Below are 22,754 nucleotides of genomic sequence, written 5' to 3' on the forward strand. Positions count from 1 at the left end.
CGGCGGGGTCACCGGATCGTGCCGTGGTCGACGAACAGGGTCGCCGCCGACAGACCGCCGGCCTCCCCGACGACCGGCGGTTCCAGTGCCGGGTCGCCCGCGAGCAACGCCCGGTGCAGACGCTGGAGTTGGGGGGACGGCTCCAGGCCCAGGTCCGTGACACAGGCGGTGCGCAGCCGGCCGTAGACCTCCAGGGCCTGCCAGGTCCGGCCGCTGCGGTACAGGGCCACCATCAGCTGGCCGTGCAGGCGTTCGTGCAGCGGGAACCGGGCGGTGAGGCCGGTGAGTTCGCCGAGGAGGGTGCCGTGGCGGCCGAGTCGCAGGTCGGCGCCTATCCGGTCCTCCACGGCGGTCAGCCGCAGCTCTTCCAGCCGCAGTACCTCGGCCCCCAGCACCCGGCCCGGTGTCACATCGGCGAGCGCCGGTCCGCGCCACAACAACAGGGCCCGCTCCAGGAGTTGGGAGGCTTCGGCGGAGTCCCCGGCCTCCAGTGCTGTCCGGCCCCGCCGGGCGAGCTGTTCGAAGCGGGCCGCGTCCGTGCCGTCCGGGGGTGCGTCGAGTACGTAACCGGTGTGCCGTCGGCCGAGCACCTCCCGGGGGCCGCGGTCCGGTGCGGGGCCCAGCGCGGCCTGGATCATGCGGCGCAGTTGCTTGACGTAGGTGTGCAGGGTCGCGGCGGCGCTGCGTGGCGGGCCGTCGCCCCACAGCTCGTCCGCCAGGGCCGAAACGCTCACCTCCCGGCCCGAGTTGAGGGCCAGCAGGGCCAGGACCTGGCGTGGTTTGGCCGCGCTCGGCACCACGGAGGTCTGGCCCAGCCGTGCCGTGAGCGGCCCGAGTACGGAGATCTCCAACGTCCGTCACCTCTGCCTCTTGTGCCTCGTGGATCCGGCTCCTTGCTCCCAACGGCTCACGCGCTGCTTGTCTGTCGCTGTTTATGTGTCGCTTACGTCCCTGTACAGACCCTCCCAGACTGACTGGACGGAAGAGAAGTGATCCAGACACGACTGCTCCATGAATTCATCACACTGTGTGGTTGTTCAGGGCCTCTCCGCTGACGGGACCCGGTGGCGCCTAGCATCCCCGTCTGGGGGTGGGCCGATGTCGGATGCGGCTGACCAGCCGGAATCAGCCTCGACCGAGGGTCCGGCCGGTCTGCGAGTACCGCGTGTCGCGGGCAGGGTGGTTCTGCTCGCGACGAGCGGTCTGCTTCCCATGGGCGTGCTCGCCGTCGTGGCCCGGCGCCCCGGTACCGTCGCCGGCGCGGTCGCGCTCACCGCCCTGTTCGCCTCGTACGGAATCCAGTTGGTGCACTCCGCACCGCAACTGCGGTCCTTACGCGACCGGTTCGGAGTCCCGGCCTTGGCCCTCCAGGGAGGGCTCGCTCTGCTGCCGCTCCTCGCCTTCGGCTTCGGCTGGCCGGGAATGTTCGGCCTTTTCGCCGGATCCGTGCCACTGGTGGTCGAAGGTGCGGTCGGTCGGGCACTGGGCGGACTGGTCGCCGTCGGTGGTGCGGGCGTCAGTGGTGTGGTGCTTCAACAGGCGTGGCGGGACTGGACGTTGAGCTGCGCGGCCACGGTGGCTGTCGGTCTCGCCGTGTACGGGATCACCCGGCTCGCCGATCTCGCCGTACGGGCCCACGGGGAGCGCGAGGAACTGGCCTGGCGGGCCGTCGCGCAGGAGCGGCGCCGGTTCGCCCGCGATCTGCATGACCTCCTCGGGTACAGCCTCTCCGCCATAGCGCTCAAGACCGACCTCGCCCACCGGCTGGTGCGGGGCGAACCGGAGCGTGCGCTCGCGGAGTTGGACAGCGCCCGGGACGTGGCCCAGCAGGCCCTCGCCGACGTCCGTACGGTCGCCCGCGGCTACCGCGAACTGTCCTTCACCGTCGAGGCCGAGTCCGCGCGCTCCCTCCTCGCCGCCGCGGACATCCGGGCGAGTGTCGATGTGCGCAGCGAGGTGCCGGGCGCCGTGGGCTCCGTCCTCGCGACCGTGCTGCGCGAAGGGGTCACCAATCTGATCCGGCACAGCGATGCCACCCAGTGCCGGATCGAAGTACGGGACCTGGGTACCGGGTTCATCCGGTTCACCCTCGCCAACGACGGCGTCCGGGGCGGGCGGGACGCGCGGGGCGGACGGCGGCCCGGCGGCCTCGGCAATCTCGCCGAGCGGCTGGCCGCGGTGGGCGGCCGGCTGACCGTGGACACCGACGAACGCGGCTGGTACCGCGTGACCGCCGAGGCGCCCTCGGAGCCGACCGTCGACCCGGGTGAACATGCATAGGTAGGGGCTCAGGTGAACACGCCTGGTGGGCGGCATTATTGACGACGCGTCATAACCAGCCCGCGTCCTCCGCGATCCGTACCGCGTCCAGCCGGTTGCGTGCGCCCAGCTTTCCGACGATCGACGTCAGATAGTTCCGGACCGTCCCCACCGACAGATGGAGCCCGGCCGCGATCTCCGTGGCTCCCGCCCCACCGGCCGCCTGTTGGAGGATCTCCGTCTCCCGGTCCGTGAGCGGGCTCTCGCCGCTGTCGAAGGCGGCCAGGGCGAGTTCTCTGTCGAACACCCGCTCCCCGGCCGCCGCTTGGCGGACGACCTGGGCCAGCCGTACCGCCGGTGCGTCCTTCAGGACGAAGCCGGTGACCTTGTTGTTCAGGGCCCGGCGCAGGGTGCCCGGCTTGCCCAGGCTGGTGATGATGACCGTACGGCACTCGGGCAACGCCTCCTGGAGCAGCGCGGCGGCGCTGATCCCGTCGAGGCGGGGCAGGTGGACGTCGATGACCGCCACATCGGGCCTGGCGGCGAGGGCGGCGCCGACGATGGCATCGCCGGCCCCCACCTCCGCCACGACGTCCAGATCGGGTTCCAGATTGAGCAGGGCGACCAGCGCGCCCCGGACCATGGAAACGTCCTCGGCCAGCAGGATCCGTATCAACATTCCCCCCGGAATAACGCGGACGTCGGAAGTGCACGTCCACGATTCCGGGAGTCTATCCATCCCTTATGACCGATTCGATTGCGCGCGGCGACGGACACCGCAAAGCAGCCACATCCGACGCTAGGTGCGCTCCGCGCGATGCGAACCGATGAGCGACTCGTTGGTCTCCTGCGCCTCAACCGGAGCGTCCGCAGCGGGAGTTGACTGCTGGTTCGTGTTGTCGGCCGTAGAGATATCTATTACCCGGGTTGTTCCGGCGGCCGTCTCGGAGAAGCCGATACGGCGGTGCAGTCGACGCAGCGGCCCGGGCGCCCACCAGGTGGCGCGGCCGGTCAGCCGCAGTACCGCCGGTACGAGCAGACCGCGCACCACCATCGCGTCCATCAGCACGGCGAGTCCGACCCCCAGGCCGAGCATCTTGATGTTGGTCACCCGGGAGGTGCCGATCGCCACCATCACGAAGCCGAGAATCACCGCAGCGGCCGTGATCAGCCCGCCGGTGCGCCGGATGCCGAACTCCACGGCCGCGCGATGGTCGCCGCCGCGCTCGTACTCCTCCTGGATCCTGGAGACCAGGAAGACGCCGTAGTCCATGGACAGCCCGAAGGCCACGCAGAACATCAGCACCGGCAACGCGGTCTCGATGTCCCCGGTCGGGGTGAACCCGAGCAGCCCCGACAGATGGCCCTCCTGGAAGACCCAGACGACCGCTCCGAACATGGCCGTCAGGCTCAGCGCGTTGACCACGACGGCCTGGAGCGGCAGCAGCAGACTGCCGGTGAGCAGGAACACCAGCAGCAGTGTCGTCACCGCGATCACACCGAGCGCCCAGGGCAGCCGCTCGGCCGTTCCGTGCTGGGTGTCGGCGAGCACGGCGGCGGCTCCGGTGACGGAAGCCTGGAACGGAACGGGAATTGACCGAATGTCAGTCACTAGTTCGAGTGAACTTGCCGAGGTGGCCTCGCCCTTGGGCAGCACGGTGACGTAGGCGCTTCCGTCGGTGCCGGTCTGAGCCGCCTCGGCGGGCGTCGCCGCGCGCACGCGCTCGCCGCCCGTGTAGAGACCGGCGGGACCGGACACCCGTACGACGTCCGGGAGTTGGGAGACGCTGCGGCTGAAGTCCGCGAGCGAGGCCCCATCCACCCCTGGCCCCTGAGCGAGCACCGCGAGGACGCCGCCCGGACTGCCGGGGAACTCCTCGCGGATCTGCTGCTGGACGAGGTGCGCCGGGGTCGAGGACGGCAGCTGACGGTCGTCGGCCGTGCCGAACCGCACGTCCTTGAACGGCAGTCCGAGCGCGATGAGTACAACTGCCGTGCCGACCGCGAAGATCGGCGCGCGCCGCATGACGAGCCGGGCGAGCGCCGCCCACCCGGCACCCGGCTCGCGCTTCGGCCTCGATGTCCCGCGCCGGGGCAGCAACCGGTGTACGTCGAGGGCGTCGACGCGGCGGCCGAGGACCACCAGCAGGGCGGGGAGCGCGATCAGCGAGGCCGCCGCCGCGATGAGGACGACCGCGATGCCCGCGTACGCGAACGACCGCAGGAAGTACTGCTCGAAGACGAACATCGACGCCAGCGACACGGCGACGGTCAGCGCCGAGAAGAGGACGGTACGCCCGGCCGTGCGCAGTGTGGTGGCCACGGCGGCGCGGGGATCGGCGCCCGCCGCCAGCTCCTCGCGGTAGCGGCGCACGATGAACAGGGCGTAGTCGATGGCGAGTCCGAGCCCGAGGGCCGTGGTGAGATTCTGCGCGTAGACCGACACATCGGTGAACTCGGTGAGCACGCGCAGCACGGCGTTCGTACCGAGGATCGCCATGATCCCGACGAGCAGCGGCAGCAGTGCGGCTACCGCGCTCCCGAACACGAAGACGAGCAGTACGAGGGTGACCGGCAGCGCGATCATCTCCGCCCGGACCAGATCCTCGGCGATCACCTCCTGCGAGGCGTTGCGCACGGCGGCGGGACCACCGAACCGCACGTCGACCGGCCCCCGCCTGCCCTCGTACGACAGCCGCACCCGCTCCAGTACGGCATCGACGGCGTCCTCGTCACCGGCGATGCGCGCGGTGATCAGCGCCTCGTCACCGTCGCGGGCGCGCAGTGCCGGTTCCTGGCCGTCCCAGTACGACACGACCCCGCCGACCGCCTGCTCGGCGCCGAGCCGACGCGCCAAGTCGCGGGCTTCGGTGACCACTTGGGGATTGTCGACGCCTCCCGTCGCAGCGCGCGCCGACACCATCAGCAGCAGGTTCGGCTGCGAGGCGGGCCAGCGCTGCTCCAGCACCCGGGTGGCGTACGTCGACTCCGCCCCCGGGATCTGCGAACCCCCGCTGCTCAGCCGGTCCGCCACCCCGCCGCCGAGCACGGCCGCACAGGCGGTGAGGGCGAGCACGACGAGGAGCAGCAGCCGGGGCCGGGCCGCTATGGCCCGGCCCCACCTCCCCCCACCCCCGTCGTCCGCTCGCCCTGTCGTAGGCGGCTGTTGTGTGGGCCTTGCTGCCATCGGACTGCCCCTCCCGAGTCGGTGACGGGGCTCTGACAGTGACGGGGGGTGCTTAAGCGCTGGTTGCGGTCGGGAAGTTGGGGTGCCCGGTGCCCCGGTCGGCAACTGCCGCTTCAGGAGCGGTCGTTCAGGAACGCACGCCAGCCGCCGTACGTCGTGATGTCGTCGGCGCCTTCGAGGGCGGCCGGTTCGCACAGGAAGCCGGGTACGTGGGTGCCGTCGGCGAGTTCGACGCGGCCCAGGGTCATCGGGCGGGGGAGGGCGGCGAGGAAGCGGCCGAGGCCCTCGGCGGGGAGGCGCCACACCTCGGCCTCGATGGCGGCACCGCCGGTCCCTGTTGCGCCGACGTGGACCAGGCCCGGCTTGGGCGGGGTGGTGGCGAGGGCGTGCAGCCGGTAGACGGGGGCCGTCGTGGTCGTACGTTCCAACCGGGCGCCCAGGGCGAGGAGTTGGGGGTTGAGCGGCTGGCCCGAGAGATGCGCGCCGACCACCGTGAGGCGGGCCTCGGGCTGGAGCAGACGGGCCATCGTGGCGAGCCGTTCGTCGGTGAACGCCGGGCCGATCAGCATCACGCCGAAGGGGAGACCGTTCACCTCGCCTGCCGGTACGGCGACCGCGGCCAGGTCGAAGAGGTTGGTGGAGTTCGTGAAACGGCCCAGGCGGGCGTTGGCGCCCAGCGGGTCGGCGGCGACCTCGGCGAGGGTCGGGTGACCGGGGGCCGTGGGAAGCAACAGGGCGTCGGCGTCGGCCAGTTCGGCGAGGGCGTGGGTGCGCAGGGCGGCGAGACGTTCCTGGTCGGCGTAGAGCTGGTGGGCGGGGATGTCGCGGGCGCGGGTGATGATGCCGGCGACGGTGGGGTCGAGGCTCGCGGCGGCCTCCCCTCCCTCGGGGAGCAACTTGTCGACAAAGGCACCCACCGCTGTGTAGCGCTCGGCGACGAACGCGCCCTGGTACAGCATCGCGGCGGCCTCGGTGAAGGGGGTGAGGTCGAGCGTGCGGACGGAAACGCCTGCGGATCGGAGTTGGGCCACGGCGGCCTCGTACGCCTGTGCCCAGCCCGGGTCCAGTTCGCCGAGCTGGTCGAGCGGCGGGACGGCGACGCGCCACGGGCCCGGGGCGCGCTGGGGGAGGGGCGGGAGATCGCGGTCGGGCGGGGACGACATGTGTGCGAGTGCCTGCTCGGCCTCCGGGAGTGTCCGGGCGAAGACGGTCACGCAGTCGAGGGAGGCGCAGGCCGGGACGACGCCGGTGGTGGGGACCAAGCCTCGGGTGGGCTTGAGGCCGACGATGCCGTTGAACGCGGCGGGGACGCGGCCGGAGCCGGCGGTGTCGGTGCCGAGGGCGAAGTCGACGATGCCGAGCGCTACCGCTGTGGCCGAGCCGGAGCTGGAGCCGCCGCTGATGCGGGTGGGGTCGTGGGCGTTGCGGACGGGGCCGTAGGGGGAGCGGGTGCCGACCAGGCCGGTGGCGAACTGGTCGAGGTTGGTGGTGCCGAGGACGATGGCGCCGGCGTTTCGTAGGCGGGCGATGACGGGGGCGTCGGTTTCGGGGTGGTAGGCGTAGGCGGGGCAGCCGGCGGTGGTGGGGAGGCCCTCGACGTCGATGTTGCCCTTGGCGGCGAAGAGTTTGCCGGCCAGGGGGAGGGGTTCGCCTGCGGCGAGGCGGGCGTCGATGGCGCTGGCCTCTGCCTCGACCTCGGCCTGGGGGCGTAGGTCGATCCAGACCTCGGGGCGGTCCACGGCGTCGATACGGGCGTAGGCCATACGGACTCGGGTCAGGGTCGACATGCGGGTGCTCCTTGGTTGTGGTGGGTTGATGTGGGGTTTGTTTCGCCCCCGCCGCCCCTACCCATTCCCGTCCCCTGGGGGCTGCGCCCCCAGACCCCCCCAACGGCCCTGAACGGGCCTTGTCCTCAAACGCCGGACGGGCTGAAATGCCCGGGCCGGTGCTGAAAGATCAAGCCCGCGCGACACCGTCAAGCTCCGGCCGGCACCATCCAGCCTGTCCGGCGTTTGAGGACGAGCGCGTTCAGCGCGATAGCGGGGGTCTGGGGGCGCAGCCCCCAGGGGACGGGAATGGGTAGGGGCGGCGGGGGCGAGGAAAATCGGGGGTGGCCGCGTGCCTCAGGTGATCGGCGTAAGGATCAGCAACGCCGTCCCCGCCTCCACCTGTGCCCCCGGCCTCGTCAGGATCTCGTGGACCACCCCCGCCACCGGGGCATGTATCCGGGACTCCATCTTCATCGCCTCCAACGCCAGCAACGGCTGCCCCGCCGTCACCTCGTCCCCCGCCGACACGTTCAACTGCCATACCGACGCGGCGAATTCGGCCTCGACCAAGTGGCCCCCGGCCGGGACCGTCACCTCGGGAGAGGGAGCCGCGGGGCCCCTGTCCGCCTCCGCCCGGGTGAACTCGCCCGCCGCCTCCCACGCATCCCGCTCCGTCGAGAAGGCCGCGCCCTGGCGGGAGCGGAACTCCGCGATCGAGTCCGCGTTCTCCGCCAGGAAACCCTCGTACTCCGCCAGCGAGAAGACACCCTCCTCGATGCGCGGCACGAACCGCCCCGAGGTGATGTCGGCCCGCAGTTCCAGGAGTTCGTCCGGCTCGACGGCGTACCACTTGATGCGGTCGAAGAACCGCAGCAGCCACGGCGACCCCGGCTCGAACGCGCCGCGTTGCTGCCACCCCGACCACACCTGCGTCGTACGCCCGACGAACTGATAACCACCCGGGCCCTCCATGCCGTAGATGCAGAGGTACGCGCCGCCGATGCCGACCGAGTTCTCCGCCGTCCAGGTGCGGGCCGGGTTGTACTTCGTCGTCACCAGGCGGTGGCGGGGGTCCAGGGGGGTGGCGACGGGTGCGCCCAAGTAGACGTCCCCCAGGCCCAGTACGAGGTACTCCGCCTCGAAGACCGTGCGGTACACGTCGTCCACCGAGGCGAGGCCGTTCACCCGGCGGATGAACTCGATGTTCCACGGGCACCAGGGTGCGTCGTCGCGAACTCCCGCCATGTAGCGGGCGATCGCCTCACGCGTCGCCGGGTCGTCCCAGGAGAGGGGCAGATGGACCGTGCGGGAGGGGACCGTCAGGCGGTCCGCCGGGGGCATGTTCGTCGCGATCTCCCGTACGACTGACAGGAGTTCGGACTGGGGGAGGACGGCCGGGTTCGCCTGGATCTGGAGTGAGCGGATGCCCGGTGTCAGGTCCGTCACGCCCTCCGGGTCCAGCTCCGTCACCGCCTCCATCAGCGCGTGGACGCGCATCCGAAGCGCCAAGTCAAGCTGCATCGGCCCGAATTCGACCAGCAGGTTGTCGTCGCCGCTGCGGCGGTACGTGATGTCGCCGTCCCGGGCCAGTACCCCGCCGTCGACAATTGCCGCCCGTCGTGCCCCTGTTGTGTCCACCGGGGCGAAGCGCACCGTGTCGCCAGGGCGCAGCTGGCCCAGTTTCCAGCGTTCCGTGCTGATGATCGTCGCCGGGCAGACGAAGCCGCCCAGCGAGGGGCCGTCCGGACCCAGCAGGACCGGCATGTCGCCCGTGTAGTCGACGGCGCCGACCGAGTACGGCGTGTCGTGGATGTTGGACGGGTGCAGGCCCGCCTCACCACCGTCGGTGCGCGCCCAGCGGGGTTTGGGGCCGACCAGCCGTACGCCCGTGCGGGCCGAGTTGAAGTGGACCTTCCAGTCGGCCGCGTAGAAGTCGTGGATGTCCTCCTCGGTGAAGAACTCCGGTGCCGCGTGCGGGCCTTCGACTGCCCCGATGTGCCAGGGGGACGCGAACTCCGGGCGGTCGGCGGGGGGAACCGGGGCCCCCGACTCCGTCATCGTCCCGCCGTGCAGGACATCCCCCGTGCGCAGCGCCCGCCCCCCATGCCCGCCGAACCTGCCCAGCGTGAAGGTGGCCGCACTGCCGAGGAACGGCGGCACGTCCAGGCCGCCGCCCGCGAACAGCACGTACGTCCGCAGGCCCTGTGCGGTCGGGGCGCCGATCGCCAGTACGCCGCCCGCCGGTACCGTCACCGGCTCCCACTGCGCGACCGGCGTGCCGTCCAGGGTGATTGGCGCCGGAGCACCGGTCACGCAGATGGTCGTGGGGTGGGTGAACCTCAACGTCGGGCCCTGGAGGGTGCATTCGAGGCCGGGGGCGCCCTCGTCGTTGCCCAGGGCCCGGTTGCCGAGCCGGAACGAACGGTCGTCCATCGGGCCGCACGGCGGGACGCCCACCTGCCAGTAGCCGGTGCGGCCCGGCCAGTCCTGGACCGTGGTCAGTGTTCCGCCGGAGACCACCTCGACACGCGCGGTCGGGTCACTCACCGTCGCCAGGGTCGCCGTCGAGTGTGTCGCCGTGCGGAAGTCGTGGTCCGTGAGTGCCGCTCGTACCAGCCCCAGGTTCGTCTCGATGCCGTCGACCCGGGTGCGGGCCAGTGCCTCGTCCAGTCGGCGCAGCGCGTGCGCCCGGTCGGAGCCGTACGCGATGACCTTCGCCAGCATCGGGTCGTACGAGGTGGTCACCTCCGTCCCTGTTTCCACCCAGCCGTCGACGCGCACCCCGCCCGGGAACTCCACCCGCGTCAACAGGCCCGCGCTGGGCCGGTGTTCGCGGGACGGGTCCTCGGCGTAGACCCGCGCCTCGACGGCGTGACCGCGAGGGGTGCCCGGGTCCCGTACGACGTCCCGCTCACCGCGCGCCAGCCGCAGCATCCAGGCGACGAGGTCGACGTCGTAGATCTCCTCCGTGACCGGATGTTCCACCTGGAGCCGGGTGTTGACCTCCAGGAAGTACGCCTCCTCGCGGGCGGCGTCGTACACGAACTCCACCGTTCCGGCCGAGCGGTAGCCGACCGATGCGCACAAATCGCGGGCGGAGTCGGTCAGTTGGGTCCGGACGTGGGCCGGAAGGCCGGGTGCCGGGGCCTCCTCCACCACCTTCTGGTTGCGGCGCTGGAGCGAGCAGTCACGGTCGCCGAAGGTCACGACCCGGCCCTCGCCGTCGCCGAAGACCTGGACCTCGACATGGCGGGCGCGTTCGACGAGCCGTTCCAGGAAGACACCGGCCGAGGAGAAGGAGGCCGCGGCGACGCGCTGCACCCGCTCCCAGGCCTCGGCGAGTTCGGCGGCCGACGCGCAGGCCGACATGCCGATACCGCCGCCCCCGCCGGTCGCCTTCAGCATCACGGGATAGCCGATGGCGGCGGCCCGCTCCGAGGCCTCCTCCAGTGACGCCAGCAGGCCCGTGCCCGGCGCCAGCGGCACGCCCGCCGCCTCCGCCGCCGCCCGGGCCGTGTGCTTGGCGCCGAACAGCTCCAGTTGCTCCGGAGTCGGCCCCACGAACACGATCCCGGCGTCCTCGCAGCGCCGCGCGAAGGCCGCGTCCTCCGACAGGAAGCCGTATCCGGGATGGATCGCCCCGGCTCCCGTCACCTTGGCCGCCTCCAGCACCAGATCGGCGTCGAGATACGACTCCTTCGCGGGCGCCGGACCGAGCCGTACCGCCTCGTCGGCGAGCCGGACGTGCGGGGCGGAGCGGTCCGGGTCGGAGTAGACCGCGACCGTGCGCAGCCCCAACTCCCGTGCCGTACGGATGATCCGTACCGCGATCTCGCCCCGGTTGGCGACCAGCAGCGTGTCGAAGCTCATTCCGTGCCTGCCCCGGCGCCCGGCTCGGTACCTGTCCCGGTGATGGTCATCTCCACCGCCGTCGGGTCGAAGCCGTTGCAGGGGTTGTTGATCTGGGGGCAGTTGGAGACCAGGACCAGTACGTCGCACTCGGCACGGAGGGTGAGTCGGAGGCCCGGTGACGACAGGCCGTCGACGATGCCGAGCGTGCCGTCCTTCTCCACGGGCACGTTCATGTACCAGTTGATGTTGGACACCAAGTCCCTTTTGCCCAGGCCGTGTTTGGCGCCCTCGGCGAGGAAGTTGTCCACGCACGCGTGCTGCGACCAGGTGTGATGGCCGTACCGCAGGGTGTTCGACTCCTTGGAGCAGGCGCCGCCGACCGTGTCGTGCCGGCCGACGTCGTCGGCGGCCACGGTCATCAGGGGCGTGTGCTCGTTCGACATCAGGACACTGCCCGTCGTGAGGAAGATGCCGCCCTGCGCGTGGATCGTGTCGGGCGCGCTGTAGCGCACGGACGTGTCGTGGGCGTCGTACACGAGGAAGTCGACTGCCTGGTTGCCGTGCAGGTCGGTGACGGTCAGGGTCTCGCCGGCGCGGACGACCGACGACCAGGCGGCGCGGGCCGGAACGACGGTCGTGCTCGTGGATGTGGACGTGCTCATGCGAGCCCCCTCGCGGCAAGGAATTCGGCGGTGTTCAGGAACGCGCGACGGCCCTCGGGCGTGGCCTCCCACAGCGGGTCGCCGGGGGCGGTCGGACCGGCGCGCCAGGCCAGGACCTCCAGCGGGGTGCTGACGTAGTCCTCGCGCGGGTCGGCGGGGTGCGGGACGTTCGCGATGAGCACCGTGACGTCCTGCTCGGCGCGCAGCGTCACGCTGCCGCCCGGTCCGGCCGATCCGGTGAAGTCGAGGGAGCCGTCCTCGCGTACCTCCACGCCCTGGAAGAAGGAGAGCGAGGGCGGCAGATCGCGCGGCTGGAGGCCGTTCTTGGCGGCGGCCAGCTTGAACAGTTCACGGCCGGCGGGGGAGGGCGACTGCGGGGTGCCGTCGCCGTACCGGTCCGTGTTGCGTACGAGGGTGGAGGTGCCGCACAGCGCGTCGTGGCGCCCGGAGGTGTCGGCGACGAGGGTGGCGAGGACGCGGCCCTGGTCGGAGAGGAGCAACTGGCCCTCGCCGAGGTAGGCGTTCCACTGGACCTTGACGGTGTCGGCGACGTTCAGCCGCTCCCAGGGCCGGTCCGCGACGAAGAGCAGCAGATGGGCGCAGGCGTCGCCGCGCAGGTCGGTCAGGCGCAGCTCGGTGCCCCTGGCCAGCACGCGGTGCGTGTAGTTGCCGCCCGCCACCGTCTCGGCCCACACCAGATGGCCCGCCTCGCAGGGCGGCGCCGGCCAGTCGGCGGCCGGGACGACGGGCATGGCCTCGGTCCGGGCGCCCTCCTGGGCGCGGGCGTGGTCGCGGGCTCCGTACGTGGTCGATGTCCCCATCGCGGGTCCTCCGGCTCCAAGTCGTACTGCGGTCGTACTGCTCGTTTTCGTGTTCGTCGCGTTCGTGCTGTTCGTGCTGTTCGTGGTGCCAGTCGTCCTGGAACCTAATTTCTGTCGCCCGACAGAAATTAGGTGGGCGGCGAGACACCGGAATTGCCCGTGTGTTTCCACCCCGTTACCGATTGCTCACGAAGATCGCCGGACCGGTCGGTATGCGAGGATCGAACGCATGGGAACGACGGGCGGGTCGGGTGGACGGCGGGTCGGCAGGCCGCGGGCCGCGCAGCGGCCGGACAGCGGGGTCGCTCCACGAGCCGAACTGCTCGCCGCCGCCGCCGAGTTGTTCACCACCCGAGGCTACGCGGCCACCACCACGCGGACCATCGCCGAGCGGGCCGGGATGCGCCAGGCGTCCATGTACCACTACGTCTCCGGCAAGGAGGAGCTGCTCGCCGAGCTGCTGGAGTCCACCGTCACCCCCTCCTTGACATTCGCCCGCGGGCTGCTCGCCGACGACGCGACCCCGGCCGGCGACCGCCTGTGGGAGCTGTGCCGCACCGACGTCGAACTGCTCTGCGGCGGCCCGCACAACCTCGGCGGCCTCTACCTCCTCCCCGAGGTGCGCACCGAGCGCTTCGCCGGCTTCCACGCCGTACGGGCCGAACTCAAGGACGCCTACCGGCAGTTGCTCGCCGCTACGGCCGCCGGCGGGGCGCTCGCCAAGAGTGAGCTGGACCTGCGGACCGATCTGCTCTTCGGGCTCATCGAGGGCGTCATCCTCGTGCACCGCTCCGACCCCGAGCGCCCGGTCTCGGTCTTCGCGGAAGCCACCGCGGACGCGGCGCTGCGCATCGCCGGCATCTGAGGCAGGGGCGCTTCCGAGGGCTCCGAGGGGCCCGTTCACCCATCACGGTGAGTGGGTTTCGTACGCCTGGACGTCGTGACGCATTGTGTGCGATTGCATCCGCAGCGTGCAAATGAGGCTGAGGGTACTCCAGTCACAAGGGGCATTTCAGAGGCTTGCCGAATATGACACGGCGTTGATCCGGTCGGACTAAGCTCGCCCGCAGCGCACCAAGTTGGGATGTATTCGTGCGCTTGTTCCCAAAAATACCGAAGATCCAGACAGTTCCCAGACGTACCCCACAGCAAGCTCCCCCAACCCCAGCCGACTTGTCTCAGAGGGCATACATGGTGAGTGTTCAATCGCCTCCCGGTGGCCGTGAACTTCCCTACGCGCGCGTGCTGTTGCTGCCTGCCATAGCGATGGCCGGGGCGACCGGAGCGGCCGGCGCCCTGGTGACAGGGCCGGCCCGCATCGCCGTCGGCTGGTGCGGAGCCATCGCCACGGTCCTGGTCGTCGCGGTAGCCGCAGAAGTGGTCCGCCGTGGCCGTACCGTCCGTAACCTGCGGGCCGAGCACGCCCGTCACACTGCGTATCTAGAGCGGCGCATCGCCGCCCACGACGAGGAATTCGACCGGCTCGGCAAGGAAGTCCTGCCGTACGTGCTCCACCGGCTGCGCGGCGGCGTTTCACCCACAGAGGTGATTCGCCAACTCGGCCTGCCGGAATCCCCGTACCCCGAACTGCCCGTACCGCAGCGCAGGCTGCTGACACAGGTCCTGGAGATCATCGACCGCGAGGAGGCCATGCGGGACGGCGCGCAGCGCGCGTTCGTCAGCATCGCCCGGCGCGTTCAGGCGATCGTCCACCAGCAGGCCAACGAACTCCGGGAGATGGAGGAGGACCACGGCCGCAACCCCGAGGTCTTCGACGACCTCCTGCGCATCGACCACGGCACCGCCCTGATCGGCCGCCTCGCCGACTCCATCTCCGTGCTCGGCGGCGGCCGGCCCGGACGCCAGTGGCCCCAGCCCGTCGCGCTGTACAGCGTGCTGCGCGGCGCGATGTCCCGGATCCTGGAGTACCGCCGCATCGATCTGACCTCCATCGCGAAGGTCAACGTCGACGGCAACTCCGTCGAACCGCTCATCCACGCCGCGGCCGAACTCCTCGACAACGCCACGCGCTACTCGCCGCCCCACACCAAGGTCCACGTCACCGCGACCGAGGTGCAGACCGGCGTCGCCATCGAGATCGAGGACGCCGGCGTCAGCCTCAGCGAGGAGTCCCGCCTGCGCGCCGAGAACATGATCGCCCGCGCCCAGGCCGGCTTCGACCTCAACGACCTCGGCGAGGCCCCGCGGCTCGGCCTGGCCGTCGTAGGGCGCCTCTGTGAGTCGTACAAGATGCAGATCTCGCTCAGGCAGTCCGCGTACGGCGGGGTCCGCGCCATTCTCGTCGTGCCGTCCGACATGCTCACCGGCGACCCCGCAGTCGGCCTCGCCCACGGCATCGGCGCCACCGCCGCGCCCAAGATCGAGCTCGGCGCGTTGGAAGGCCCCAAGCGCCCGCCCAAGAAGCGCCGCCCCACGACCGGACCGCGAATCCCGGCCTCCGTCTCCATGGAGGACGACATCCCGGAGGTCACCGAGTGGACCGAGAACGGCCTGCCGCAGCGCCGCAGCCGGGTCAAGACCCCGCTCAGCGAGCGGTACGCCCGCTCCAGGGCCGCCGAGGCCGAGATGGAGGCCAACCCGGAGCTCCGGAAACTGTGGGAGCCCGAGTCGGCGAAGAAGGCCAAGAAAGAAGAGGAGCCGCTGCCGGGCCTGTGGGTTGAGGCGTTCATGGAGGGCCTCAAGGGCGACCCAGACCCCTCGGCCTTCACCAGGAACCCAGACGACCCCACGACGCTCTCCGACCACCCGGACGACGCGGCCGACTTCACCGCCTTCCCTTCCGGCTCCACAGTCGTCGACGGCCGTCCGGACTTCGGCAGCCACCGGGAAGACCCGACCGTAGCCAGCGCGACCAACCACCAGCCGGCCCACGCTGAGGCCGACGACGAGGGGGACCCCAAGTGATCTCGCAGCGAGCCAACTTCGACTGGATGCTCAAGCAGCTCGCCGACGGCGTACCGGGTGTCCAGCAGATCGTGGTGCTCTCCGCCGACGGCCTGCGCATCGCCCGCTACGGCGGCGACCCCGACGCCGCCGACCGTGTCGCCGCCGCCTGCGCGGGGCTGCAGAGCCTCGCGGGCGCCGTCGCGCACGAGATCCCGGACAGCGACGGCACGATGCGCATGGTCATCATCGAGGTCACCGGCGGCTACTTCTACCTGATGGCCGCCGGCCCCAACGCCTACCTCGCGGTCCTCGCCAACGTGGTCGCCGAACCCGGCAACATGAGCAACCACATGCGCGACCTCGTCGTCCGGATCGGTGAACATCTCACCAGTCCGCCCCGGCGGAACGGGCAGACCGTATGACTCCTCCGAAGCGCCGACGGCGCTATCCGATCAAGCAGGAGCCCTCACCGGAGCCTCTCCTCCGGAGCGCGTCCGGTACGGAGGGCGGGACAGGCCCGGAGGGTACGGAGGGCCAGGAGGGGGAGCGGAAGAACCCCGAACGGCTCTACGTGCTCACCGGCGCGACTCAGGGAGGCGAACGCGCCCCCCTCGACCTCGTCACGTTAATCGTGGCGTGCGCCGAGCCGACGCCCTCCGCCCCACCGGAGCAGTCGGCGCTGCTCCGCCTCTGCAAGGCCCCCCTGTCCGTGGCCGAGCTCTCGGCTTACCTCAACCTGCCGTTCAGCGTGGTGACCGTCCTGCTCACCGAGCTGCTGACGGCCGAATTGGTACAGGCGCGCGACCCGCTCATCAGCCAGTCGCTCGCCGACCGTTCCCTCCTCGAAGCGGTGATGCATGGACTTCAAAAGCTCTGACACCATCACGGGTCCACGGACCGAGGACCGCCTGCCGCACACCACCCAGGCGGCGGTGAAGATCGTGATCGTGGGCGGTTTCGGCGTCGGCAAGACGACCATGGTCGGATCGGTCAGCGAGATCAGACCGCTGACCACCGAAGAGACCATGACACAGGCCGGCATCGGCGTCGACGACAACTACGGCTCCGACTCCAAGACGGCCACCACCGTGGCCATGGACTTCGGCCGCATCAGCATCACCGACCAGCTGGTGCTGTACCTGTTCGGCACCCCCGGCCAGGAACGCTTCTGGTTCCTGTGGAACGGCCTGTTCGAAGGCGCCCTGGGCGCGGTCGTCCTGATCGACACGCGGCGCCTCGAAGTGAGCTTCGACGTCATAGGGCGACTGGAGGAACGCGGCGTCCCCTTCATCATCGCCGTCAACTCCTTCCCCGACGCCCCCCGTTACCCGATCGAGGACCTGCGCTCGGCCCTCGACCTGGCCCCGGAGATCCCGATCGTGGAGTGCGACGCACGGCGGCGGGCTTCCAGCCGGGACACGCTCATGACGCTTATGCGCTTTCTGCACTCGCTGGAGATGGCCAAGGCGTCTGTCTGAGCGCGGCAAACCCCCCAACCCACACGCCGTCAACCAACTCTTCTGATCTTCTGACCTCGGATCCACCTCAGTTTCGGAGCGATCATCGTGACGCCTGACCCCCACTCCCTGACCGACACGGACGACACCGCCCTCAGCCCACCCCCCGGCTGCCCCGCCCACGGCATGGGCATCGGCCCTGGCGGACTGCGCCGCCTGTACGGCCCAGAGGCCGAGGACCTGGGAGCCGTGTACGAGAAACTACGGGCCGAGCACGGGGCGGTGGCACCCGTGTTGCTCCACGAGGACGTGCCGATCTGGGTGGTGCTCGGCCACACCGAGAACATGCATATGTTGCGCACCCCCTCGCAGTACTCCCGTGACCCCCGGTTGTGGACCGCCATGCAGGACGGCACCATCAAGTCCGATCACCCGCTCAGTCCGCACCTCACCTGGCAGCCCATGTGCTGCCACGCCGAGGGCGACGAGCACCTGCGGCTGCGCGGCGCGGTCACCGGCGCCATGTCGACCATCGACCACCGGGGCATCCGCCGCCACATCAACCGCGCGACCCAGCACCTTGTCAACCAGTTCTGCAAGGAGGGCAGAGCCGACCTGGTCAGCCAGTTCGCCGAGCACCTGCCGATGATGGTGATGTGCGAGATCCTCGGCATGCCCGACGAATACAACGACCGGATCGTGCAGGCCGCCCGCGACCTGCCCAAGGGCACCGAGACCGCCATCGCCAGCAACGCGTACATCATGGACGTCCTGATGCGGCTCACCGCCCGCCGCCGGGCTGCACCGAAGGACGATTTCACCAGCCACCTCATCAACCACCCGGCGCGGCTGACCGATGAGGAGGTCGGCCAGCATCTGCGCGTCGTCCTGATCGTGGCGTACGAGAGCACCGCCAACCTCCTCGCCAACGTGTTGCGGGTGGTGCTTACTGACCCGGGGTTCCGCGCCCGGCTCAACGGCGGTCAGATGACGGTGCCCCAGGCGGTCGAGCAATCCCTGTGGGACGAGCCGCCGTTCAGCACCATCCTGGGCTACTTCGCCAAGCAGGAGACCGAGCTGGGCGGCCAGCGCATTCGCAAGGGTGACGGCCTCATCCTGGGCATGGCGCCTGGCAATGTCGACCCGCGCGTTCGTCCCGACACCAAGGCCAACATGCAAGGCAACCGATCCCACCTCGCCTTCAGCGGCGGTCCCCACGAGTGTCCGGGGCAGGACATCGGCCGCGCCATCGCCGATGTGGGCGTCGACGCGCTGCTGACCCGCCTTCCCGACATCGAACTTGCCTGCGAGGAGGACGAGCTGAGCTGGCAGGCGTCCATCTCGAACCGGCATCTGGTGGAACTGCCGGTGAAATTCCGGCCCAGGCCCCAGCAGGACGTTACGGTGCACCCGGTGCCGTCGCAGCGTCCCAGCAACTGGCAGGCCAGCACGCCACAGCCGCAGACGCCGGCTCCGGAGCCCGCCGCTCCGGCCACCGTTCCGACGCCGACGCCCGAAGCAGCCCGTCGGCTCGGCGTGTTCCGGCGCCTCATGCGCTGGTGGCGCGGGGACTGAACCGACCGGGCACTGAGGGCTAGCCGGCCCAATCGTCGTATGACGACCAGGCCCGCAGCGTACGCGTGCTGACGAACCGATGCTCGCGCCCCGTGATCGGATCGGTGAACTCCAGCGTCCGCGCCAGCAACTGGAGCGGACGCCGGAAGTCACCAGCCACCACGGGGCCGGTCACCACCGGATAGAGGGGATCGCCGAGGATCGGCACCCCCAACGCGCTCATGTGCACCCGCAGTTGGTGTGTCTTCCCGGTACTCGGTGTCAACCGGTACCGGGCACGCTTGTTCCGGTGCTCAAGCAACTCGACCCGGCTTTCGGCGTTGGGCTCACCCTCGACCTCACGGGCGGCCAGGACCCCGCGCTCTTTGACGATCCGGCTGCGCACGGTTCGAGGCAGGACCAGTGTGGGATCGTACGGGGCCACCGCCTCGTACTCCTTCGCCACCCGCCTGTCGCGGAACAGCGACTGGTACGCGCCGCGCTCCTCGGGCTGCACGACGAACAACACCAGCCCGGCGGTCAGACGGTCCAGCCGGTGCGCCGGGCTCAGCGTCGGTACGCCCAGCTGTCGCCGCAGCTGAGCCAGGGCCGTCTCGGCGACATGACTGCCACGTGGTGTCGTGGCCAGGAAATGAGGCTTGTCCGCCACGACTATGTGGCTGTCCCTGTGGAGGACGCCGACCGCGAACGGCACCCGCTCCTCGTTGGGCAGCTCCCGGTGGAACCACAAGAACATCCCCGGCATGTACGCCATGTCCCGGGGCACCGGACACCCGGCGGCATCCACGATCTTTCCCGCGTCCAGCATCCCGTCGATCACCTCGGCCCCGGCCGAGAGGCGTGCCACCAGATGGTCCCGCACGGTCGCAAACGCAACTTCATCCGGCAACCGCACCCGCACGGGATCCACCCCGTCGCGTTGAGACAGGGGAGAGGGTGGTGGTTGGGTACGGCGTCTCATTGCGATCAAGCCTACGGGGGCGCACTGACAGGCGGGGGACAAGGGGGTGCTTCCGGAAGGCGTTGCGCCCCCCTGCGACCCTCGATAGGAACTGAGCGTGCCTACCTCAGCAGCGTGGTGGCTTGAGGCGCCTTCGTCGTCTACGAGGTGTCGAAGGAGCCGTCACGTCATTCTGGCTCCCGCCCATCCGAGGTATTGCAGTGCCCAGATGTAGTTCAGATTCCTGTGCGCCGGGCTGTCCTCGTGGTAGACGACTTTCGCGATGTTCGCCCACGCCACTCGCATCTTGTCGACCTGCCCGGTATCGCTGAGCAGGTTGTCCAGGGGGATGAACATCCCGCTGTCTTCCTGCCGTCGCCGGTCCGTCCAGGCGGCCTCGAACATCTCCATCTGTCCGAGCCTGCCGCGGACGGTGTCTATCCTGCTCAGTCCCGCGGTCTGGCCGATCGACACCTGCGGCTCCCACAGCCCGTCGATCCACCGCAGCCCGCAGACGTTGTCGATGTCGTCGGCGCTCAGGTCCTGCCGGGAGGTGACGCCCAGTTCGTGAGTCCTGCTGGAACGCACCTTCCATCCCGCGGCGATGGCGTGCTCGGCTTCGCGGACGGTGTAGTGGCCGCCCATGGTCCGGCCCGCGAGTTGGCGGGTGGACAGGTACTGCTCGAAGCTGATGTCCCTGTAGCGGGCCTCGGCGTCGGGCTTGCTTTCGATCTCGCAGTTGATCAGGCAGCAGACGAAGCCCGACAGTGCGGCGCAGAACTCGCGCGACATCCGCAGGGCCGGCAGATAGCCGTAGTGCGTCCAGATTCCCAGCTGACTGCTGGTGCAGGGCCACAGTTGGGGCTGGCACAGCAAGGTCACCTCCGCTCCCGCGTCCGCCCAGCGGGCTGCTTTCGAGGTGCTGATCCGTGCCACCACGTCCCGCGGGATGTGCAGCAGGCATGCCACGCGCCGGAACAGGCTGGTGGCGTGCTCGTCGTCCACCATGGCCCCGTGTGAGTTCATCTCGATGCGGACCTGGTAGTTCGGGATCACCAGGGCTCCGTACAGGTGTCCGAGGATCATCTGGCTGAGCACCACATGCCGGTCGTCCCCCATCTGCTGCATGTAGCTGCACAAGCACGTCAGGAGGTAGTGCAGCCTGCCCTGGTGCCATGCGCCTTCGAACCGGGTGAAGTCCTTGTGCCCGTTGAAGGAGCGTGCGCGCTTGGTCCCCCAGTAGTCGTGCACCAGCCCCGCGGCCAGGACGACCGCGCAGTAGTCCGTCAGGGAGAGTGTCAGCTGCTGGGATCGGCTGATGACGGCGGCTGCCAGCCACTGCTGTCCATCGAAGGACCGCAGTGCCAGATACCTGGCCCCGTCCAGGTGGTTGCCGTCCCGTAGCGCGTGTGCCCAGCTCTTCGCCCCCCACAGGGCCACGCCTCTGGCGAACAGCGCCTCGTCCCCCAACATGTCCTGACCGGCAGGGACGACCGTGTGGACCGTGTCGAGGAAGGTCTCCACCCACTCGACCTCCGCCGCGGGCAGACCGCCGTACTCCATTGCCCCGTCCGGCGCGCACAGCTTCACCACGGCCGGTGGTGCGTCCGGCCCAGTCCTGTCAAAATGCGCCGCAGCATCCATAGCCGTCTGGCCGTTCATGTCCAGGCCGGTCATGTAGTCCTTGCTCACAACGGCCGAGAAGGGCTCGTCGAGTTTGTCCCGCAGTTCCCGCACGTAGGCGGACAGGTCTTCGTCCGGCATCGCGCTCGCCCGGTGCATCACCGCGCCGAGCATGTCGTATTCCTCCACGTGGGACACCGGGTACTCGTACCCATGACGGCACCGACCCGCTGTGACCCCCTCGTCAAAACAGCGTCCCCCATCCCCAGCGACGTGCTCGGCATCGCACATCCGGAGGATCCGCGCGACGCGCTGTGGGAAGTCCGTCGAGCCGCGCTCGCCCGCCTCGACGCCGTTCATGTCGGCGTACAGGTTGCCGATCGCCGTGATCAGGGCCTGGGAGGTGTTGCCGTGCAGCACCGTGCCCCACCACAGCGCATAGCGCCCCGCGCCGGTGTTCCGGTATCCGTCGGTGACCGGATGAAGAGCCTGGACTCCTCCTCCCATCAGGCCACCGGGGCCTTCCTCCCGCCCGTTGTCCTTGCCGGCAGATGTGGCCATTTCCGCCTCCTCAGCAGGTCGACGTCTGTAGGCACCCTCTCGGCCCCGTATGCTCCCGCTGCCCCGCAGTGTTTCGGCTTGAATGCGGCCCTCTGTCACCTCGGCGCCCATTACATAGCCCGGCCGCCCGTAGCAGGCAGGGCGCATGGGGGCACACGACATGCCTTACGACGCGCGGCACCGACCGGCACCGTGAGCCCCGCGGGGTGCGTATCAGATCGTGATCACAGGGCAGTTCTCGTGAGGTCCTTGATCCATCATGGAGGCGCGGACCGGGCGAGGCAGCTCTCGGGGGTCTTGTCGTAGCGGGTGGCCATGCCGTGCCAGGCTTTCAGACAGTTGGCCAGGCGCTCAAGGGTGTTCCTCGCCTTTAGGGGCCGGGGTCGTGGCCGACAGGTCGGCCGCCCTTACCGCCCTTCTTCTTCCAGTGGGCAGCCTGGTCCTTCTTCTCCGGGATGACTGCCTTGATCTGGCATTTACGCAGGTAGGCGCGGTTTTCGGGGGCGAGTACGCCTTGTCTCCGGCGACCGCATCCGGTCAGGTGCGGGGACGGCCGACCGGCTGACGGACCCTCACCTTGTTGAGTCGGGGATGAACTGCGGGTTGTCGGCGACCTGCCCGGCGGTCAAGACGAGCGCGAGCGGGCGCATTTACGGTCGGCGGCGAGGTGGACCTTGCTGGTCGGCCCACCCCGCGAGCGTCCGAGCAGAGCGGCCTTCAACCGGAGTCGGTGTCGGCCCCGGAGGCGGCGCCACCCGTCCCGGACGAGATCACTTCCGGCGGATCGCCCGTGGGCGCGGGCGGTGGAGTCCACGCTGACCAGTGACAAGTCCACCTCACCCCGCTTCGCGCCCTCGGCCATCAGGCCCTCCAACAGAGCCTCGAAGACTCTGGCGTCTCTCTACTGCCGGAACCGGTTGTGGGTGGTGAACCAGATACCGAACTCCCGCGGCATTTCCCGCCACTGCCCGCCGGTCCGAAACCGCCTCATCAGTCAGTTGCGCCCGCGTCATGTGTGACGATCTGCCAGATCACGCCACAGGCGAGCCCCGCAGATTGATCACAACCAGATACGCGCCCTGGACCACCCCGAACTCATGGCCGCTGTCGGCAAACGTAGTGTCTTGCTGCGTTGCCTCAT

16 protein-coding genes and 1 pseudogene are annotated in these 22,754 nt (G+C 70.0%); 7 read left to right on the forward strand and 10 right to left on the reverse strand.

Annotation, left to right across the window (positions count from 1 at the left end; translation table 11 throughout):
* Positions 1-8: 8 nt before the first annotated feature.
* Positions 9-851, reverse strand: a complete 843-nt coding sequence (locus OG787_RS40175) for a BTAD domain-containing putative transcriptional regulator (protein ID WP_405538559.1) — start codon at positions 849-851, stop codon at positions 9-11.
* Positions 852-1,098: 247 nt separating this feature from the next.
* Here OG787_RS40175 and OG787_RS40180 point away from each other — a divergent pair, with 247 nt between their 5' ends.
* Positions 1,099-2,280: a sensor histidine kinase gene (locus OG787_RS40180; RefSeq protein WP_405538560.1), complete on the forward strand. Its 1,182-nt coding sequence runs from the start codon at positions 1,099-1,101 to the stop codon at positions 2,278-2,280.
* A 49-nt stretch (positions 2,281-2,329) separates the two neighbouring features.
* Here the strand turns inward: OG787_RS40180 and OG787_RS40185 are convergent, their stop codons facing one another.
* From OG787_RS40185 to OG787_RS40210, 6 genes are all read right to left on the reverse strand, one after another.
* Positions 2,330-2,938, reverse strand: coding sequence for a DNA-binding response regulator (locus tag OG787_RS40185; RefSeq protein WP_369035847.1), 609 nt, complete (start codon positions 2,936-2,938; stop codon positions 2,330-2,332).
* Between the two features lie 120 nt (positions 2,939-3,058).
* Positions 3,059-5,446 (reverse strand): MMPL family transporter, encoded by a 2,388-nt coding sequence (locus OG787_RS40190; protein ID WP_405538561.1) that lies wholly within the window; start codon positions 5,444-5,446, stop codon positions 3,059-3,061.
* Between the two features lie 113 nt (positions 5,447-5,559).
* Complete coding sequence (gene atzF, locus OG787_RS40195; RefSeq protein WP_405538562.1) at positions 5,560-7,233, reverse strand: allophanate hydrolase; 1,674 nt, start codon at positions 7,231-7,233, stop codon at positions 5,560-5,562.
* A gap of 336 nt (positions 7,234-7,569) precedes the next feature.
* Positions 7,570-11,085: a 5-oxoprolinase/urea amidolyase family protein gene (locus OG787_RS40200; RefSeq protein ID WP_405538563.1), complete on the reverse strand. Its 3,516-nt coding sequence runs from the start codon at positions 11,083-11,085 to the stop codon at positions 7,570-7,572.
* Positions 11,082-11,729 carry an urea amidolyase associated protein UAAP2 gene (locus OG787_RS40205; RefSeq protein WP_405538565.1) on the reverse strand — a complete coding sequence of 216 codons (648 nt, stop codon included), beginning with the start codon at positions 11,727-11,729 and terminating at the stop codon, positions 11,082-11,084. The genes OG787_RS40200 and OG787_RS40205 overlap by 4 nt, the downstream gene beginning before the upstream one ends.
* The gene (locus OG787_RS40210) at positions 11,726-12,550 is read right to left on the reverse strand and encodes an urea amidolyase associated protein UAAP1 (protein ID WP_369035844.1); all 825 of its coding nucleotides are present in this window, start codon (positions 12,548-12,550) and stop codon (positions 11,726-11,728) included. The genes OG787_RS40205 and OG787_RS40210 overlap by 4 nt, the downstream gene beginning before the upstream one ends.
* A 229-nt stretch (positions 12,551-12,779) precedes the next feature.
* Between OG787_RS40210 and OG787_RS40215 the strand changes: the two genes are divergently transcribed.
* The 6 genes from OG787_RS40215 (at position 12,780) to OG787_RS40240 (ending at position 18,489) form a co-directional block, all read left to right on the forward strand.
* The gene (locus OG787_RS40215) at positions 12,780-13,415 is read left to right on the forward strand and encodes a helix-turn-helix domain-containing protein (RefSeq protein ID WP_405538566.1); all 636 of its coding nucleotides are present in this window, start codon (positions 12,780-12,782) and stop codon (positions 13,413-13,415) included.
* Between the two features lie 326 nt (positions 13,416-13,741).
* Complete coding sequence (locus tag OG787_RS40220) at positions 13,742-15,475, forward strand: sensor histidine kinase (RefSeq protein ID WP_369035842.1); 1,734 nt, start codon at positions 13,742-13,744, stop codon at positions 15,473-15,475.
* The gene (locus tag OG787_RS40225) at positions 15,472-15,879 is read left to right on the forward strand and encodes a roadblock/LC7 domain-containing protein (protein WP_369035841.1); all 408 of its coding nucleotides are present in this window, start codon (positions 15,472-15,474) and stop codon (positions 15,877-15,879) included. The genes OG787_RS40220 and OG787_RS40225 overlap by 4 nt, the downstream gene beginning before the upstream one ends.
* Positions 15,876-16,334 (forward strand): DUF742 domain-containing protein, encoded by a 459-nt coding sequence (locus OG787_RS40230; protein ID WP_369035840.1) that lies wholly within the window; start codon positions 15,876-15,878, stop codon positions 16,332-16,334. Before OG787_RS40225 ends, OG787_RS40230 begins: the two co-directional genes overlap by 4 nt.
* Positions 16,315-16,935 carry an ATP/GTP-binding protein gene (locus OG787_RS40235; RefSeq protein ID WP_369035839.1) on the forward strand — a complete coding sequence of 207 codons (621 nt, stop codon included), beginning with the start codon at positions 16,315-16,317 and terminating at the stop codon, positions 16,933-16,935. The genes OG787_RS40230 and OG787_RS40235 overlap by 20 nt, the downstream gene beginning before the upstream one ends.
* An 87-nt stretch (positions 16,936-17,022) precedes the next feature.
* Positions 17,023-18,489, forward strand: coding sequence for a cytochrome P450 (locus OG787_RS40240; RefSeq protein WP_369035838.1), 1,467 nt, complete (start codon positions 17,023-17,025; stop codon positions 18,487-18,489).
* A 19-nt stretch (positions 18,490-18,508) separates the two neighbouring features.
* Here OG787_RS40240 and OG787_RS40245 read toward each other — a convergent pair whose 3' ends face one another.
* The 3 genes and pseudogenes from OG787_RS40245 to OG787_RS40255 all read right to left on the reverse strand — a co-directional run.
* Positions 18,509-19,450 (reverse strand): RluA family pseudouridine synthase, encoded by a 942-nt coding sequence (locus tag OG787_RS40245; RefSeq protein WP_405538567.1) that lies wholly within the window; start codon positions 19,448-19,450, stop codon positions 18,509-18,511.
* Positions 19,451-19,612: 162 nt separating this feature from the next.
* Positions 19,613-21,613 (reverse strand): hypothetical protein, encoded by a 2,001-nt coding sequence (locus OG787_RS40250; protein WP_405538568.1) that lies wholly within the window; start codon positions 21,611-21,613, stop codon positions 19,613-19,615.
* 257 nt (positions 21,614-21,870) lie between these two features.
* Positions 21,871-22,598: pseudogene (locus OG787_RS40255) on the reverse strand (IS5 family transposase); the annotation flags it as partial.
* Positions 22,599-22,754: the final 156 nt, after the last annotated feature.

Origin of the sequence: Streptomyces sp. NBC_00075 (assembly GCF_045041225.1) — a bacterium.
Classification (GTDB): Bacteria; Actinomycetota; Actinomycetes; order Streptomycetales; family Streptomycetaceae; genus Streptomyces; species Streptomyces adonidis.